The sequence below is a fragment of the Sutcliffiella horikoshii genome (assembly GCF_044809035.1).
Classification (GTDB): Bacteria; Bacillota; Bacilli; order Bacillales; family Bacillaceae_I; genus Sutcliffiella_A; species Sutcliffiella_A horikoshii_G.
On sequence record NZ_CP085237.1, the window covers coordinates 2,787,410 to 2,802,447 of the forward strand.

The window sequence follows — 15,038 nt, forward strand, 5'->3', positions numbered from 1 at the left end:
GGTTTTTTGAAGATTCGGGTAGAATATTAAGTAATAGAAATTTTTTCTTCTTAGAAAAGTTAGGTTGGTGCTATTTATGTCAAAAGATTCAAAACCTGTTTATGGCGGACAGGCTGTGGTAGAAGGAGTCATGTTCGGCGGAAAACGCCATTATGTCACTGCCATCCGCAGAAAAGATAATTCCATTGAATACCTCCATGTCCCAAGAAAAACAAATCCGACATTACAGTCTCTCAAAAAAATTCCTTTTATCCGTGGGATTGTTGCGATAGTGGAAGCAGCCGGGAACGGATCGAAGCATCTTAATTTCTCCACGGAACGGTATGATGTGGACCCAAGTCAAGATGAGGAAGAAATTTACAACAAAAAAGAGCCCTCCAAGCTGGAAATGATTCTAAGTGTGGCAGCAGTCGGGGTTTTATCCTTTATATTCGGGAAGTTCATTTTCACGCTTGTTCCAGTATTTTTGGCTGAATTGACCAAGCCGATTTTCCCGGGTGATTTTGCGCAGGTATTAGTAGAAACTGTTTTTAAATTGATGCTGTTATTGGCATACATATATATCATCTCCTTTACCCCGATCATTAAAAGGGTATTTCAATATCATGGGGCGGAGCATAAAGTGATTAACGCTTATGAAAATGGGAAAGAATTAACTATAAGCAACATCCAAGCGCAATCAAGATTGCATTACAGATGCGGCAGCAGTTTTATTCTTTTCACAGTTATCGTGGGATTCTTTGTTTACCTAACGGTTCCGCTAGATCCTTTATGGCTGCGGGTTTTAAACCGTCTTGCACTGATCCCAGTCGTTTTAGGTATTTCTTTTGAAGTTTTACAGCTTACGAACAAAGTCCGAGATATTCCTGTTTTAAAAGTTTTAGGGTATCCTGGCCTTTGGTTGCAACTATTGACAACAAAGGAACCAACGGACGATCAAGTGGAAGTGGCCATCCTTTCCTTTAACAAATTATTGGAGCTAGAACAAGATTCCGAGAAAAAGATTACCGAAGAAATAGTATAAAAATCCGCAACAAGCCTTATCCTAGAAAATATACTATTAAAACAATCAGTGGTGGTAACGGTTGTATAAAGCAAACCGATTACCTGGGAGGTGGCGAAAATGAAAAGAAGCTATCGAAAACCTATTTTTTACTCCCTCGTTTCCTTAGCAGCTTTTTATTTGATCATTGAATTAATCAGGAATCCAGGAGGGTTGTTTACCAATCTCCTTTTAATTGTAGGAGGTGCAACCGTATTTTATTTGATTTTCCGTTATTTTATCCAGGGGAAAATCGGTGCGAAAACGGATGCCCGGTATAGTAAAGCTGTCAAGCAATCAAAAAAGAGATATGCTCCTACAGGAAGCGCAAAACCATCTATCAGTCCGATTACAACTAGCAGGGATCGCGCAAGTTCGAAACCGTCAAAGCCATCGGTACCCAAACGCAAAGCCCCATCCCATCTGACCGTCATTGAAGGGAAAAAGGGCAAAAAGAAAAACCGTGCTTTCTTTTAAATAAGGAAGCTCGGTTTTTTCTATTAATAGCACCATTTCATCAGAAATGCCTCTGCTCGCTTCTTTCCTATTTCCACAAGTCCCCTTTTTCTTTCCTCTGTTAAGGCAAATTCCGTTACTGCTATATGGTCCATCGGGATGAAAATGACATCCTTTTCATGACGGCTTGAGATATGTTTGGCATCGTGTGCATCCTTCATCGTTTCAAATAAGGCGCCAAACATAGTGATGGCATTGTTTATTTGGTTGACCGGACGATCTTCTTGCTTGGCGCTTAACTGGATTCCAAGTACAGGCCGTACTTTAGGAATTCGATCATTATCAAAAAGCCAAATAGGAAAATTACTCAATACCCCGCCGTCCACAAATAGATAAGTAACTCCCTTCCCCTTTATCTTGACCGGTTCAAAAAAATAAGGGATGCTGCAGCTCATCCTTACCGCTTTCGCTACAGAAAACTTCTTCGGGTCCATATTATATTTTGGAAGGTCATCAGGAATGACCGCTATAGTCCCACTAGTAAGATCAGATGCAATGATTCTAAGATGATCTTTAGGAAGATCTCCAAATGTTCTGATCCCCTTGTCAGCAAGCTTCTTCTCTAGCCACCTCTCCAACACTTCCCCTTTATACAATCCTAGCCTCCAATATAGAAGCAGCCACTTTGTCATCGGCGATGGTAGAAACGTTCTTCTTTGGTCAAGGAAATTCATAATATCTGTTTCATCAAACATGTCATGAATTTCGGTTGCTGTATAACCGGCGGCTGTAAACGCAGCTACAATGGATCCTGCACTGGTGCCCGCTAACCGCTGGAATGTCATTCCCCTACCCTCCACAGCTTGCAGAGCCCCAATAAGTGCAAAGCCCTTAATTCCGCCTCCAGAAAAAACACCATCTATCTTCAATGGAACCCCTCCATCACATATAACCGAATACCTTCCTTTTACATCTTTAATAAGGAAGAAGGGGAAATATACCGTTTTCCTTGTTCCACTAAAAAAAAGAGACAGACCTCACTGCCAACCGGCAAGGTCTATCTCTTTATTGGTTTTCTTCATTTTGCTTCTGAATAGTTTGCAGTGCTTCCACCCGTTCTTTTTCTTCTTCAAAATATTGTACAAGATCACCAATACGATCAATTGCATTCCAACTCAGGTGATGTTCAATGCCTTCCACGTCTTCATAAATATTTTCCTCATCCACACCTATCACTCGCAAAAATTGCTCGAGCAACTCGTGACGATATACTAATCGCTTCCCAATTTTCTTGCCTTTCGAGGTAAGAACCAGTCCGCGATATTTTTCATAAATTAAGTATTGGTCCTTATCAAGCTTCTGGACCATTTTCGTTACAGAAGAGGGATGTACCGCCAATGCTTCGGCAATGTCTGATACTCTTGCGTATCCTTTATCTTCAATTAACATATAGATCTGTTCTATGTAGTCTTCCATACTTGGGGTAGGCATAATATCCCTCCGTTTCCAATCCACGTTCTAAGCCGTCATATAAAATGATACCCTAACTGATGGGGTATGACAAGTTAGGGTTTTGTTACAAAGAGAAGGCTGGGCTTATTTGGGAGACCACATTCTTTCTTCCACTTTTTCATTTCCTCTCGTATTCATAGCTATTGAAATGAAAAATCTGGACGTTAACATTTACTTCTTTTAAAGATTCTCTTTTGAGATAAAAGCTTTTGGAATTCTTTAATTCCTTATATTTCTGAGGACGTTCTCTAAACCACTTTTCCCCTACATTTAGGAGGTCGAGTCGGTTTTCAACTCCGGTATAATAAACGTTTTCGACTTTCTTTTTGATATCATCCTCTATTATTTTTTTTAACTTGTCTATTGAGATTTCCCCAATATTTTCAAGTAGTTCAGCACTTGCCGATATTTCTAAGGAGCATGTCGGTTCAGAAGAAATTTCATCATATATTACTTTCATATCTGGACTTGATAGATTCACCGCCGCAACCAATTCTTCCTCTTCTTCCACAGCGTGGTCCATGGAAATTTCCTTTTCTATTAACCAGTCGAGAACCACGGCTTCATCGAAAGGGACATTTCTCACAAATTCTTGTTGCTCAAATACCGTGTACCCATCAAAGAAAAGAACCGGATAATCCTGGTCTGCCTTCCATGTATCTTTATCAATACTAACGGAAGGAATTTTTGCTATCCCCATTGGTTCATAGTAATTCCTCAAAAAAATCATTAGTGAAGTAGGCTTTAATTCTTGTTGCCCCTGTCCTTTCACTTTCCCTTTAAAAAGGACTGTGTATATCGCAGGGTAATTGAATAAAGCTTTTATATTAAAAATGTCCTCTATCTCCTCCTCTGTTGTCACCAAGCGTAATGTATGCCTTAAAGATCGATTTCTTGCCACCTCTTCCAAGACCTCTTGTGATTTACTATTTATCAAACGTTGACTTAAAATTAGCGTTCTTACATGCCCAAAATAGATGGGGGGCTCAGATTTCTTATACAACTCGCTAACTGCAAGATTCAAGGTTTTCCCTCTTGAAGAAGCAACAAAACTTGGAATGCTCTCTACAGGCTTTCCTCCTTCCTGCTTTGCTACATTCGCAAAATTCAGTCCTTGGAGGTACACGATATACTCCTTTGTGGCATCATCATAATCCATCCCTATTGCTACAATATAGGTCAGGTCTTGTATATTCTTTACCCCTCCACAACCAGTAAGAAGAATCATGATAATAAGAATGCTAATGGTGCTTTTGTAGGTCAATTTTGATTCCCCCTTGTTGCATCATCCGGACTCGTGGATGCATTTCTAGATTTGTAAAATTGAACAGGGGCCCTCAAGAAGGATTTCACTGCTTCCTTTAGACTTATTGGAGCCAAGGAACCAAAATAAGGAACTCCAAATGAACTCAAAGTTGAAAAATAAAAAACGGTCAAGATAAATCCTAAAACTACCCCGAATAATCCGAAGAAGGTACTTAACAGGATAACGGTGAAGCGAATGATTGTTATGGCAGAACTTAATGATTGATTTACTAGTGTAAACGAAGCAATGTATGTGATCGCAGCTACCACCAACATGGTTGGGGAGGTTAGACCTGCTCTGATAGCAGCGTCCCCAACAATTAATCCTCCTAATACCGCTACAGTCTGTCCGATGGCTCTGGGCAAGCGCACCCCTGCTTCATTAAATAGTTCAAATAAAAAGAGGATAGTGAACATTTCTATAGGCGCCGACAACGGCAGGCCAAATCGCGAAACAGAAATAGTGGCAACTAGCAAATAGGGAATCTGTTCAATATTAAAGGATGAGAATGCAATCCAAATACCCGGAAGAAAAGCCGAAACCATGATGCCAACCATTCTAATCAACCGTTCAAGCGATACATATGCAAAATTTATATAAGTATCTTCCGGAGATTTCGTTTGTAATAGTAAATTTATCGGCGCAAAGGAAACAGTTGGATTTCCGTCCACCAGTAAGGCGAACCTTCCCTGATTCAGGGTTTGCACCACAAAGTCTGGCCTCCCTGTAAAATCCATTGTCGGGAAAAGGGAATAAGGATGATCACGAACGGATGATTCCAATTCATAGGTACTAGTCAAGACGTCCAATTCTACTTGGTCTAATTTTTTCCGTATTTCCATCAGGACCTTTTCATCCATCACATCGTCAAGATACATCAGTACAACCTTTGTCTTGCTCCTCTTGCCAATCGTGAATTTCTCCAGGCATAGTGATGGGGTATTGAGACGCCGTCTGATTAACGAGATATTGGTTTTTATATCTTCCACAAACCCGTCCTTAGGTCCTCTGATCGAAGTTTCCAATGCCGACTCTTCAGGTTGACGCTTTGGAAATTCTCCTGCTTTAATACTTAAAAGACTATCCTCCACTAAAAAAAGGACATTTCCTTCAAAAAGCAGAGAATTCATCTCTTCTAGTGATTTGGAAGTGACTTCTTCCACTTGAAATAACGTTTGCAGGTTCAATTTAACAGAAATACCCTTACACTCGTTAAGTTTAGGTAGTATGTATTGATCCAAATATTGTTGGTTTATGAGGCTCTCTATGTATAGGAGTTCAAATGTCTCGGAGTCTGTTGTATGCTTTTTACATACTACATCCTGGCTCTGACTAAACTGTGATTTCAATTGTACAATCTTTTTGGTGAGATTATCATTAAAATCCGACTTGGTTGCTTTTTCCACGGCGTTCATCTCTTTTCCTCAGTACTAGCATCAGTAAGGATGATACTAGTATTTGAAAAAGGAAAAATGCCATACATGCTGGTAAAAAATAACGAAAGATAAACTCATAGAAATAAAAGGTTTCCACTTTCACCCACATTACACCGAAGAATATAAGGTAAATGACTCCAATCAGTATTGGGTTCAACTTATAATGTCTCTTCTTCTTGGTAAAGAAAGCTGCAGCTAGATAAATAAATAAGCCGACCCTTATAATGGCCCCACTAAGCCATTGATAAAGAGCAAAAAAATCAAGATGCGAGATGTAATCCCCTATTTTTAGTACACGCCACTGTTCATAGGCAGGATAGCGGAAATTTGCCGATTCAACAGGTCCAAATTCCATGATGGAAGCAGTTAAAGGTCCTAAAATCAAACCAGTCAAAATTGTTAAAAGGATGAATAATTGACTGAATTTTATAGGGGCTTGAGAATACGGTTGTACCAATATTACGATATATATTTCAAGAAGGCCTGATAACGAATAGACAATTCCTTGCAAAAGAGGAGCGGACCCTTCACTCAACAGCGGGAATAGTAAGCTTGGATCCTTTATTGAGGTGTTGGTGAAAGCGATAAAAATACCAAAAAGCATAACTAGCGGCAATAAAAATCCACTCGAAATAGCCATGTACTTTATCCCACCCAACGTAATTACGCAACATACCACAATAAGAATCATATTAATTATCGTAACAGAAGCGTCCGCTAAGAAATACGCATTCAACCATATCATCAAGTCTCTTAACGTGATATAGGCACTAACAAAAAGAAATAGAACCACAGGCATCGATAACAGAAAGGATACTACTTTACCCATTCTCTTTTCAATCATGTAAAAAAAACCTTCTTCGGGACTATTTTTGGCTATATAGTAAACCAACCATAAGAAAAGAAGAGCAATAGGGTAAGCCAGTATCACGCTTAACCAACTGTCCCTGCCAGCAGCATTCAATAAATTAGGTATTAGGATAACATGATTAAGTAGCCCAGTAGACAAAACAAGCAGCATGAACAGCTGCCTTGGGAGTAGGACTTTCACTAAGTTCTGCATAGACATCTCCAGCTTCATAGAAGTACTGTTATTTTTACCAATAGATGATAAATTATTCCATCTTGGATGTCGTTGCATAGAGAGGATAAGTGGGGTAGTTTAGAAACTAAAAAAGAGTATGAAATCCGCCAAGATTCCATACTCCTTCCATTTACATTATAATCCGCACTTCAACTGCGCGCCGCAATCCGTACATGTATTGCAGCCGCCTATTTCCTTAACCGTTCCAATACGGCAGACCGGGCAAGTATTCCCTACTTCTGAGCCATATTGGACATTGGTGGAACGCAGGTCGTTAATTGTTTCAACGAGCACGACCGGTTTCTTCACTACGTCTTCCATTTGGATCTGTTCGCTTGTGTCATCCATTGTGTTCTCTTCTGCTTTTAACGTCAAGACTTGGGAGTCACGGCTTCCGTCTACATAAACGGTACCACCCTTAGCTCCACCTTTGTAAAGGCGTTCGTACACTTTTTTCACTTGATCAACTGTATATCCTTTCGGTGCGTTCACCGTTTTGGATATGGAGCTATCAATCCAGTTTTGGATAATGCATTGAACGTCAGCATGTGCTTCAGGAGCAAGTTCCATAGCAGAGATGAACCAGTTTGGAAGGTTCTCCGCATCTGCTTCTGGGTTCGCATCCAAGTACTCTTGAACGATGTCCGCTTTTACTTCAATGAACTTCCCTAAGCGTCCACTGCGGAAGTAAGAGAAGGAGAAGTACGGCTCAAGTCCAGTTGATACTCCTACCATTGTTCCTGTAGAACCAGTTGGAGCTACCGTTAACAGGTGAGAGTTACGGATACCTGAAGTCAAGATGCCTTCTTTAATATCTTCCGGCATTTTGCTCATGAAGCCTGTTTTCGTGAAGGCGTCACGAAGACGATTTGTTTCTTCTTCTGTTGCACCCTGTAAGAACGGAAAGCTTCCTTTTTCTTTTCCAAGTTCCATAGAAGCACGATACGCGGTAACTGCGATTGTTTCGAAAACTTTATCTACAAGCTCGTTGCCTTTTTCAGAGCCGTATTCTGTTTCACAATAGATTAGAAGATCGTGAAGACCCATTACTCCAAGTCCAACACGGCGCTCTCCCAATGCTTGCTTTTTATTTTCTTCTAAGAAGTAAGGCGTCGCATCGATAACGTTATCTTGCATTCTTACGCCGACTTCCACTGTTTGTTTCAGCTTTTCAAAGTTTACTGTTTTTGTTTCCTTGTCCGCAAATTGAGCAAGGTTGACTGCTGCCAAGTTACAGACGGAAAATGGTGCGAGGGGTTGTTCCCCACATGGGTTGGTTGCTACAACCTTTTGTCCGTAGGCTTTTGCATTTGTCATATCGTTAGCGTTGTCGATGAAGAAGATTCCAGGCTCGGCGGAATATGTTGCACAGATATTGACCAGGTTCCAAAGTTCTTTTGCCTTAATCTTTCTGTACACTCTCACCTTGTGACCAAGTTTCTCCCACTCTCGTACGTCTCCAACTTCTGACCATTGTTCATTGTAGATGGCCATTTCGTCTTTATCGTATGCTTCCACATCTGGGAAACGAAGATCAAAGTCAGCGTCGTTTTCAACAGCTTCCATGAACTCTTTCGTGAGGGTAATGGAAATATTGGCTCCTGTCAGAAACTCTGAGTTATGAACCGTGTACGTTCCGCCTACTTTTAACTTCTGCTCTGCATCCTTGATGATAGCTTCAGTAAATCCGCCATATCCAGGGATGTGTTTGAAGTTTGTCACAGATTGGTACATGGTGATTTCTTGGTCTGTTAATGGAGTGAACTTCAACTTGTCCTCTGCCGCTTTTTTAATGCTTTCGTCATTTGTATTTTCAATTAAATAACGAAGAATTCTAGGGTTTTGCATTTTGGAGATGATGAATTCTACGATATCTGGATGCCAGTCTGCTAGCATGATCATTTGTGCTCCACGTCTTGATCCACCTTGTTCCACAAGATGTGTCAATTTTGCAATGTCATCCAACCAGGATACACTTCCAGAGGATTTACCGTTAACCCCTCTTGCTAGCGCGTTTCGTGGGCGAAGCGTGGATCCGTTTGTACCCACCCCGCCACCGCGGCTCATGATTTCCATTACTTGTTTACGGTGTTCCGAAATTCCTTCACGGGAATCTTGTACAAATGGCATCACGTAACAGTTGAAGTAAGTTACATCTGTGTCCGCCCCAGCTCCGTATAAGACACGTCCTGCTGGCACGAAGTTCATGTTAACTAGTTCATGATAGAACTTTTCAAACCATTCCTGGCGCTTCTCTTCTGTCGTTTCTACCGCTGCCAATCCTTTAGCGTTACGTTTGGCAATTTGCTCATAGAAGACTTCGAGAGGCTTCTCAATAACATCCAGGGAACGAACGACAACGCCAGTTTCGGCTTCACCTTGCTTTGTCAAAACTCCACGATACTCTTCTTCAATTAGTACAGAAGCCTTTTTGGTAGACCAGTCTATGTCTTGAATATAACCAAGACCTCTTGCAGGGAATTTAGGATCTTCCTTTATCGTTAATACAACAAAATCTCCAGCTGTAAGGGTTACTTTCTCTGTATCTTTGAATGCGTAACGATCGAGCATGACCAGGCGGGAAACACCTTTATGTGTGGTGGTCATGTCCTCTGTAACGGGGTGTACTTGAGGAAACAAGCCGATGTCCTTGTTCAAGCGTTCTACATTGATTTTCAATTTGTTTTCATTAATTGCGATCGTCATTATTACAACTCCTCTAAAACTAGTAGTTCTACCAAAAGTTACTTTTGTAAAATTTGTTTGTACAGATAAGGTATCATATCTTCTAACAAAATATCAACATATAGTATATGAAATATTTTCGACACTACTATATATTGATTTTCCGCAGAATAAATCTAAATTTGTCAAATTGTAAAAGCGTCAAATCAGGGAGGAATATCAAGAGAAACGAAGAATATAATCTATTTTCGAGGCAGAATGACTTTTTTTGTCGCTTGCACATTTTTACGAAATATAGGGAGCCTACTGTATCAACGTTTTAAGAAAATCCTTCCTATTTGACGAAAAATATTTTTTATTTTCCATCTTTGACTTTTACATATCTAGATGACTCTTTACACTACCCTACTACATGTAGTGCAAAACAAAAAGATAACGAGAATTTAAATCCTCGTTATCTTTTATAATTCCACTCGTCTGTGGAATATTTCTTTTCCATTATGGCATGAACTTCAGCGAGTTCCGCTTCCGTCAGCTCATGTGGTTCAAGCGTAATGTTCAATCCCTTTTCAAAGCCATCATAAAAAGCTTTTTTTGCTTCTTCGATGGTTACTGGAGTTTCGCGAAGGGCATTAATCGCCACCGCTTTATTTTTAAAATTCTTTTGCATCCGTTCCTTCACTCGTTCACTAGGGTAGTTGAACAGGCTAAAAAGTAAGTCTTCATCAATATCTAGTAGGATGGAACCGTGCTGCAGGATTACACCTTTTTGACGTGTCTGTGCACTGCCGGCAACCTTTCTTCCCTCCACCACAAGCTCATACCAGGATGGTGCATCAAAGCAAACGGAAGAACGTGGATTCTTCAGCCCTTCCTTTTCTTCCTCTGTTCTTGGAATAGCAAAGTATGCATCAAGTCCAAGTGCCTTGAAACCTTCCAAAATGCCTTCTGAAATCACTCGATATGCCTCTGTAACGCTTTGCGGCATTTCTGGATGCTCTTCCGTTACGATGACACTATAAGTAAGTTCCTTATCATGAAGGACACCTCTTCCTCCTGTTGGACGCCTTACAAAGCCAAGTCCTAACCCTCGCACACGTTCCATATTGATTTCTTTTTCTGCTTTTTGAAAATAACCGACAGAAAGAGTCGGGGGATTCCAGCCATAAAAACGAATAGTAGGAGGAATTAGTCCCTCACTATGCCATTCTAGCAACTTTTCATCAAGCGCCATATTAAATGCAGGAGATTGATTTTGGGAATCAATAAACCGCCATGTTTCTTTCGTCATATTATGTACCTCATTTATCTCTATATGATGAATTAGTCTACCAAAAGTAAACGTGGATTTCAAAGTTAAAGCTTGGCAGTTTTTTTGAGGGAATAGTAGAAAAGGATGACATTTCGTTCAAGCTTTTATATAATATACTTTGGTATAAAAAGAAAAAGAGGGGTTGTCTAGCTTGGCTTTGTACGTAACATTAGGAATTTTGGCAGCATTTATTGTCTATTCAGTGATCATGTTCATCTACCAACGTAAAATTTTAACAACCTTAACGGAAGAAGAATTTCGCGCTGGCTATCGTAAAGCGCAACTGATTGATGTCCGTGAACCGAAAGAGTATGAAGGCGGACACATCCTTGGCGCAAGAAACATTCCTTTATCTCAAATGAAAATGAGAATAAGAGAGGTTCGTCAAGACCAACCTGTCTACATTTATTGCCAGAACACCATTCGCAGTGGTCGTGCAGCTCAAATGTTAAAGCGTAAAGGCTACACACAGCTTTATCAACTAAAGGGCGGCTTCAAGCAATGGGGCGGCAAAATTAGAACGAAGAACTAATAGATAAGAGCACTGGCAGAGAGAGTAACACTGCAGGTGCTCTTTTGTGTTTATTGAACGGTATTGTTTAATGTTTGGTTGATTTGTTCAATATGACGGCGCTCGTGGAATCCAATCAGTTGTACCCATTGCTGTGCGGAGAGGTCCCCTATCCAGCGATGATTGAAACCGTATTTATGTAAAGCTTGATCGTCCACTTCTTGGATGAATGTGTTCAAGTTGTTTCTCGATTGCTCCAACAGCTCAACTAGTTCTGCTTTTGTATAAGGATGTTCGGAAGGTACGATGTCTTCTGGCGCTTCCACCTTATATGTTCGATTGGCCAGCATTTTTGCTAGTGGCAAATCTTTTTCTTCTACTTCGTTTTTCACTTCAATCGCTTTTTTTAGGCCGTTGGTGATCTTGTTTTCAATCAGGTATAAGTGCTCGACGTTTTGTGAAACTGTCCAGAGGTTTTCGTGGTTTTGATGCAGTTGTTCTTCTGAGATTCCTTTTAGTAGTTCAAGTAGCTCTTCTCTTGCTTTGTAGGTTTGCTCATAGTACATTTGCTTTCCCTCCCTTTGGTTCTAGTTATATCTTACGGGTTTTTGAAGAGTTTGAGAAGTGATAAGCAGCCAGGTGTGCTGATTTGTGACACTATGACGATAGAATGGAGTCGGGATGCTGTCGATATCAAGAAAAATTTCCTTATATCAATAAAATCTGGGAAATTTCAATAATTTTCGAGATATATCAATAAAAATCAGATTATATCAAGAAATTTACATAGCTCGTCAAAATTTGACATCTTCACCCCCAACACAAAAAAGAGAACAGGTCCCCCTGTCCTCTCCAATCAATATCCTAGTCAAGCTTCCTTCTTATAACGCAACACCGGCTTACGCGCGGCCAACGTTTCATCCAATCTTTTAATTACGGTCGTATGTGGTGCTTCTTGTACCACTTCCGGATTTTCTTCCGCTTCACGCGCAATCTGAATCATCGCTTCGATGAAGGAATCCAATGTTTCTTTTGATTCCGTTTCTGTCGGCTCAATCATGATGCACTCCTCCACGTTCAGTGGGAAGTAAATCGTTGGCGGGTGGTAGCCGAAGTCAAGCAGGCGTTTGGCGATGTCCAATGTACGAACACCTAGTTTCTTCTGTCGCTTACCGCTCAATACGAATTCATGCTTACAATGTCTGTCAAACGGCAGGTCGTAATGCTCTGCCAAGCGGCGCATCATATAGTTCGCATTTAAAACAGCATATTCTGTTACTGCTTTCAATCCATCCGGACCCATAGAACGGATATACGTGTATGCACGAACATTGATGCCGAAGTTACCGTAGAACGGCTTCACACGGCCGATAGATTCTGGACGATCGTAATCGAATCCGAACGTGCCGTCTTCTTTTTTCACAACTAACGGTTTTGGCAAGTATGGGATTAAATCAGCTTTTACGCCGACCGGTCCGGAACCAGGGCCACCGCCACCGTGAGGTCCTGTGAATGTTTTATGCAAGTTCAAGTGAACCACATCAAAGCCCATGTCTCCAGGACGTGCTTTGCTTAATACGGCATTCAAGTTTGCACCATCATAATAAAGTTTTCCACCTGCATCATGGACGATGCGCGCCATCTCTAGGATGTTTTCTTCAAAAAGTCCAAGCGTGTTCGGGTTTGTTAGCATCAAAGCAGCCGTGTCTTCTCCGACCACTCTGCGAAGATCCTCTAAATCCACCAAACCGTTTTCGTTGGATTTTACCGTGATAGTTTCAAGACCAGCTACTGTTGCAGATGCCGGATTTGTTCCGTGTGCGGAGTCAGGAACGATTACCTTTGTACGGTTAAGGTCGTTGTTCGCTTCATGGAAAGCGCGGATCATCATAAGACCTGTCCACTCACCATGTGCTCCTGCTGCTGGTTGAAGGGTTACTTCGTCCATTCCCGTAATTTCAATCAGGTGCTCTTGCAAGTCGTGCATTAACTCTAACGCGCCCTGGACAGTGGACTCATCCTGTAACGGATGAATATGAGCGAATCCTGGGAAGCGTGCTACGTTTTCATTGATTTTCGGATTGTATTTCATCGTACAAGATCCTAGCGGGTAGAAGCCAGAATCCACACCGTGGTTACGATTACTTAAAGCTGTATAGTGACGCATAATATCAAGCTCGGAAACTTCCGGTAGTTCTGGTGCTTCCTCGCGGATATATTCGCTTGGGAAAAGCTCCGCTAAATCTACTTCAGGTACATCGTTTTCAGGCAGGCTGTATCCGATACGACCTTCTCTGGACATTTCAAAAATGAGTGGTTGATTTTGCTTCTTCATTACTGCTGAGCCCCCATTTCTCTCGCTAGTGTGTCGATTTCCTCTTTTGTACGAAGTTCTGTAACTGCAAGCAGCATATGATTTTCAAGTTCTGGGTAGTACGTTCCTAAGTCGTACCCACCAATCAATCCTTTTTCAAGAAGTTTGCGGTTTACTTCTTTGATTGGCGTGGAAAGCTTTACAACAAACTCGTTGAAGAATGGACCAGTGAACGTTACTTCAAGGCCTGCAGCTTCCAATGAACGCTTCGCATATTGCGCTTTTTGGATGTTTTGTACTGCCATCTCTTTGACACCCTTTTTGCCCAGTGCAGTCATGGCAACAGAAGCAGCCAGGGCATTCAATGCCTGATTGGAACAAATGTTAGAAGTCGCTTTGTCACGACGGATATGCTGTTCACGTGCTTGAAGCGTCAAAACGAACCCGCGTTGGCCTTCCTCGTCCACAGTTTGCCCTACTAATCTACCAGGAACTTTACGCATCAATTTAGACGTTACTGCAAAATAACCACAATGCGGTCCGCCGAATTGTGTTGGAATACCGAACGGCTGTGCATCACCTGTTACGATATCAGCCCCGAATTTCCCCGGAGGAGTCAAAGCCCCAAGCGCTAACGGATTAGAAGAAACAACGAACATTCCCTTATCTGTATGCGCCAGCTTTTCTATTTCTTGAAGAGGCTCCACCTGACCGAAGAAGTTAGGATATTGAACCATAACTGCCGCTACGTCTGAAGACATCATTTCTTCAAGCGCCGTTACATCGGTTACTCCGTCTTTCGTTGGGATTTCTACCACTTCGACATATTGTCCTTTTGCGTAAGATGTTACCACGGCTTTTGCTTCAGGATGTACTGCACCTGAGATAAGCACTTTTTTCTTTTTCGTATGACCGCAAGAGAGCATCGCTGCTTCCGCAAAGGCTGTTGGACCGTCATACATAGAGGAGTTTGCCACGTCCATGCCTGTTAGTTCACAGATCATGGTTTGGAATTCAAAAATCGCTTGCAGTTCCCCTTGTGAGATCTCCGGTTGGTATGGCGTGTATGCTGTATAAAATTCAGAACGTGAGATAACATGGTCCACAATGACAGGCATGTAATGATCGTATACGCCAGCTCCCAAGAAGGACGCGTGTTTTCTTAGATCTTTATTTTTCGCAGCCAATTCAGTTAGCTCGCGCATCAATTCTGATTCTGATTTTGCTTGTTTAATTTTCAGTTCTCCGTCAAATCGAACGCTTTCTGGGATGTCTGAAAATAGTTCATCAATATTTTGTACTCCTATTACTTGCAGCATTTCCTGAATGTCTTGGTCTGTCATCGGTAAATAACGGTGTTTCATGTGAGTTCCCCTCTCC

General features: G+C 41.3%; 13 protein-coding genes. 3 read left to right on the forward strand and 10 right to left on the reverse strand.

Annotation, left to right across the window (positions count from 1 at the left end):
* Window positions 1–76: 76 nt before the first annotated feature.
* A complete protein-coding gene (locus tag LG307_RS14535) occupies window positions 77–1,024 on the forward strand; it encodes a DUF1385 domain-containing protein (protein WP_404443294.1) in 948 nt (315 codons plus the stop codon).
* Between the two features lie 99 nt (window positions 1,025–1,123).
* On the forward strand, window positions 1,124–1,519 hold the full coding sequence (locus LG307_RS14540) for an SA1362 family protein (protein WP_404443297.1): 396 nt from the start codon (window positions 1,124–1,126) through the stop codon (window positions 1,517–1,519).
* Window positions 1,520–1,542: 23 nt separating this feature from the next.
* Here LG307_RS14540 and LG307_RS14545 read toward each other — a convergent pair whose 3' ends face one another.
* The 7 genes from LG307_RS14545 to LG307_RS14575 form a co-directional block, all read right to left on the reverse strand.
* The gene (locus LG307_RS14545; protein WP_404443299.1) at window positions 1,543–2,427 is read right to left on the reverse strand and encodes a patatin-like phospholipase family protein; all 885 of its coding nucleotides are present in this window, start codon (window positions 2,425–2,427) and stop codon (window positions 1,543–1,545) included.
* A 136-nt stretch (window positions 2,428–2,563) separates the two neighbouring features.
* Complete coding sequence (gene mntR, locus LG307_RS14550) at window positions 2,564–2,989, reverse strand: transcriptional regulator MntR (RefSeq protein ID WP_047969258.1); 426 nt, start codon at window positions 2,987–2,989, stop codon at window positions 2,564–2,566.
* A gap of 139 nt (window positions 2,990–3,128) precedes the next feature.
* On the reverse strand, window positions 3,129–4,274 hold the full coding sequence (locus LG307_RS14555) for a Ger(x)C family spore germination C-terminal domain-containing protein (RefSeq protein WP_404443304.1): 1,146 nt from the start codon (window positions 4,272–4,274) through the stop codon (window positions 3,129–3,131).
* Window positions 4,271–5,731, reverse strand: coding sequence for a spore germination protein (locus LG307_RS14560; protein ID WP_404443307.1), 1,461 nt, complete (start codon window positions 5,729–5,731; stop codon window positions 4,271–4,273). The genes LG307_RS14555 and LG307_RS14560 overlap by 4 nt, the downstream gene beginning before the upstream one ends.
* Window positions 5,694–6,815 (reverse strand): endospore germination permease, encoded by a 1,122-nt coding sequence (locus LG307_RS14565; protein WP_404443310.1) that lies wholly within the window; start codon window positions 6,813–6,815, stop codon window positions 5,694–5,696. The genes LG307_RS14560 and LG307_RS14565 overlap by 38 nt, the downstream gene beginning before the upstream one ends.
* Before the next feature lie 156 nt (window positions 6,816–6,971).
* Window positions 6,972–9,542, reverse strand: a complete 2,571-nt coding sequence (locus LG307_RS14570; RefSeq protein ID WP_404443313.1) for a vitamin B12-dependent ribonucleotide reductase — start codon at window positions 9,540–9,542, stop codon at window positions 6,972–6,974.
* A 433-nt stretch (window positions 9,543–9,975) separates the two neighbouring features.
* A complete protein-coding gene (locus LG307_RS14575; RefSeq protein ID WP_404443315.1) occupies window positions 9,976–10,812 on the reverse strand; it encodes a biotin/lipoate A/B protein ligase family protein in 837 nt (278 codons plus the stop codon).
* 172 nt (window positions 10,813–10,984) lie between these two features.
* Here LG307_RS14575 and LG307_RS14580 point away from each other — a divergent pair, with 172 nt between their 5' ends.
* Window positions 10,985–11,365, forward strand: coding sequence for a rhodanese-like domain-containing protein (locus LG307_RS14580; protein WP_404443318.1), 381 nt, complete (start codon window positions 10,985–10,987; stop codon window positions 11,363–11,365).
* Between the two features lie 50 nt (window positions 11,366–11,415).
* Here LG307_RS14580 and LG307_RS14585 read toward each other — a convergent pair whose 3' ends face one another.
* The 3 genes from LG307_RS14585 to gcvPA form a co-directional block, all read right to left on the reverse strand.
* Window positions 11,416–11,910, reverse strand: a complete 495-nt coding sequence (locus LG307_RS14585; RefSeq protein WP_404443321.1) for a DinB family protein — start codon at window positions 11,908–11,910, stop codon at window positions 11,416–11,418.
* Window positions 11,911–12,212: 302 nt separating this feature from the next.
* Entirely contained in the window at window positions 12,213–13,679 is a 1,467-nt protein-coding gene (gene gcvPB, locus LG307_RS14590; protein ID WP_404443324.1) for an aminomethyl-transferring glycine dehydrogenase subunit GcvPB, read from the reverse strand.
* Window positions 13,679–15,022: an aminomethyl-transferring glycine dehydrogenase subunit GcvPA gene (gene gcvPA / locus LG307_RS14595; RefSeq protein ID WP_404443327.1), complete on the reverse strand. Its 1,344-nt coding sequence runs from the start codon at window positions 15,020–15,022 to the stop codon at window positions 13,679–13,681. The genes gcvPB and gcvPA overlap by 1 nt, the downstream gene beginning before the upstream one ends.
* Window positions 15,023–15,038 lie beyond the last annotated feature (16 nt).

What these genes read in the sequence shown, in the direction of transcription:
- LG307_RS14570 (WP_404443313.1), bottom strand. Translation starts at nt 9,542, where the DNA reads ATGACGATCGCAATTAATGAAAACAAATTGAAAATCAATGTAGAACGC.
- LG307_RS14575 (WP_404443315.1), bottom strand. Translation starts at nt 10,812, where the DNA reads ATGACGAAAGAAACATGGCGGTTTATTGATTCCCAAAATCAATCTCCT.
- LG307_RS14565 (WP_404443310.1), bottom strand. Translation starts at nt 6,815, where the DNA reads ATGCAGAACTTAGTGAAAGTCCTACTCCCAAGGCAGCTGTTCATGCTG.
- mntR (WP_047969258.1), bottom strand. Translation starts at nt 2,989, where the DNA reads ATGCCTACCCCAAGTATGGAAGACTACATAGAACAGATCTATATGTTA.
- LG307_RS14585 (WP_404443321.1), bottom strand. Translation starts at nt 11,910, where the DNA reads ATGTACTATGAGCAAACCTACAAAGCAAGAGAAGAGCTACTTGAACTA.
- gcvPB (WP_404443324.1), bottom strand. Translation starts at nt 13,679, where the DNA reads ATGAAGAAGCAAAATCAACCACTCATTTTTGAAATGTCCAGAGAAGGT.
- LG307_RS14535 (WP_404443294.1), top strand. Translation starts at nt 77, where the DNA reads ATGTCAAAAGATTCAAAACCTGTTTATGGCGGACAGGCTGTGGTAGAA.
- LG307_RS14540 (WP_404443297.1), top strand. Translation starts at nt 1,124, where the DNA reads ATGAAAAGAAGCTATCGAAAACCTATTTTTTACTCCCTCGTTTCCTTA.
- gcvPA (WP_404443327.1), bottom strand. Translation starts at nt 15,022, where the DNA reads ATGAAACACCGTTATTTACCGATGACAGACCAAGACATTCAGGAAATG.
- LG307_RS14560 (WP_404443307.1), bottom strand. Translation starts at nt 5,731, where the DNA reads ATGAACGCCGTGGAAAAAGCAACCAAGTCGGATTTTAATGATAATCTC.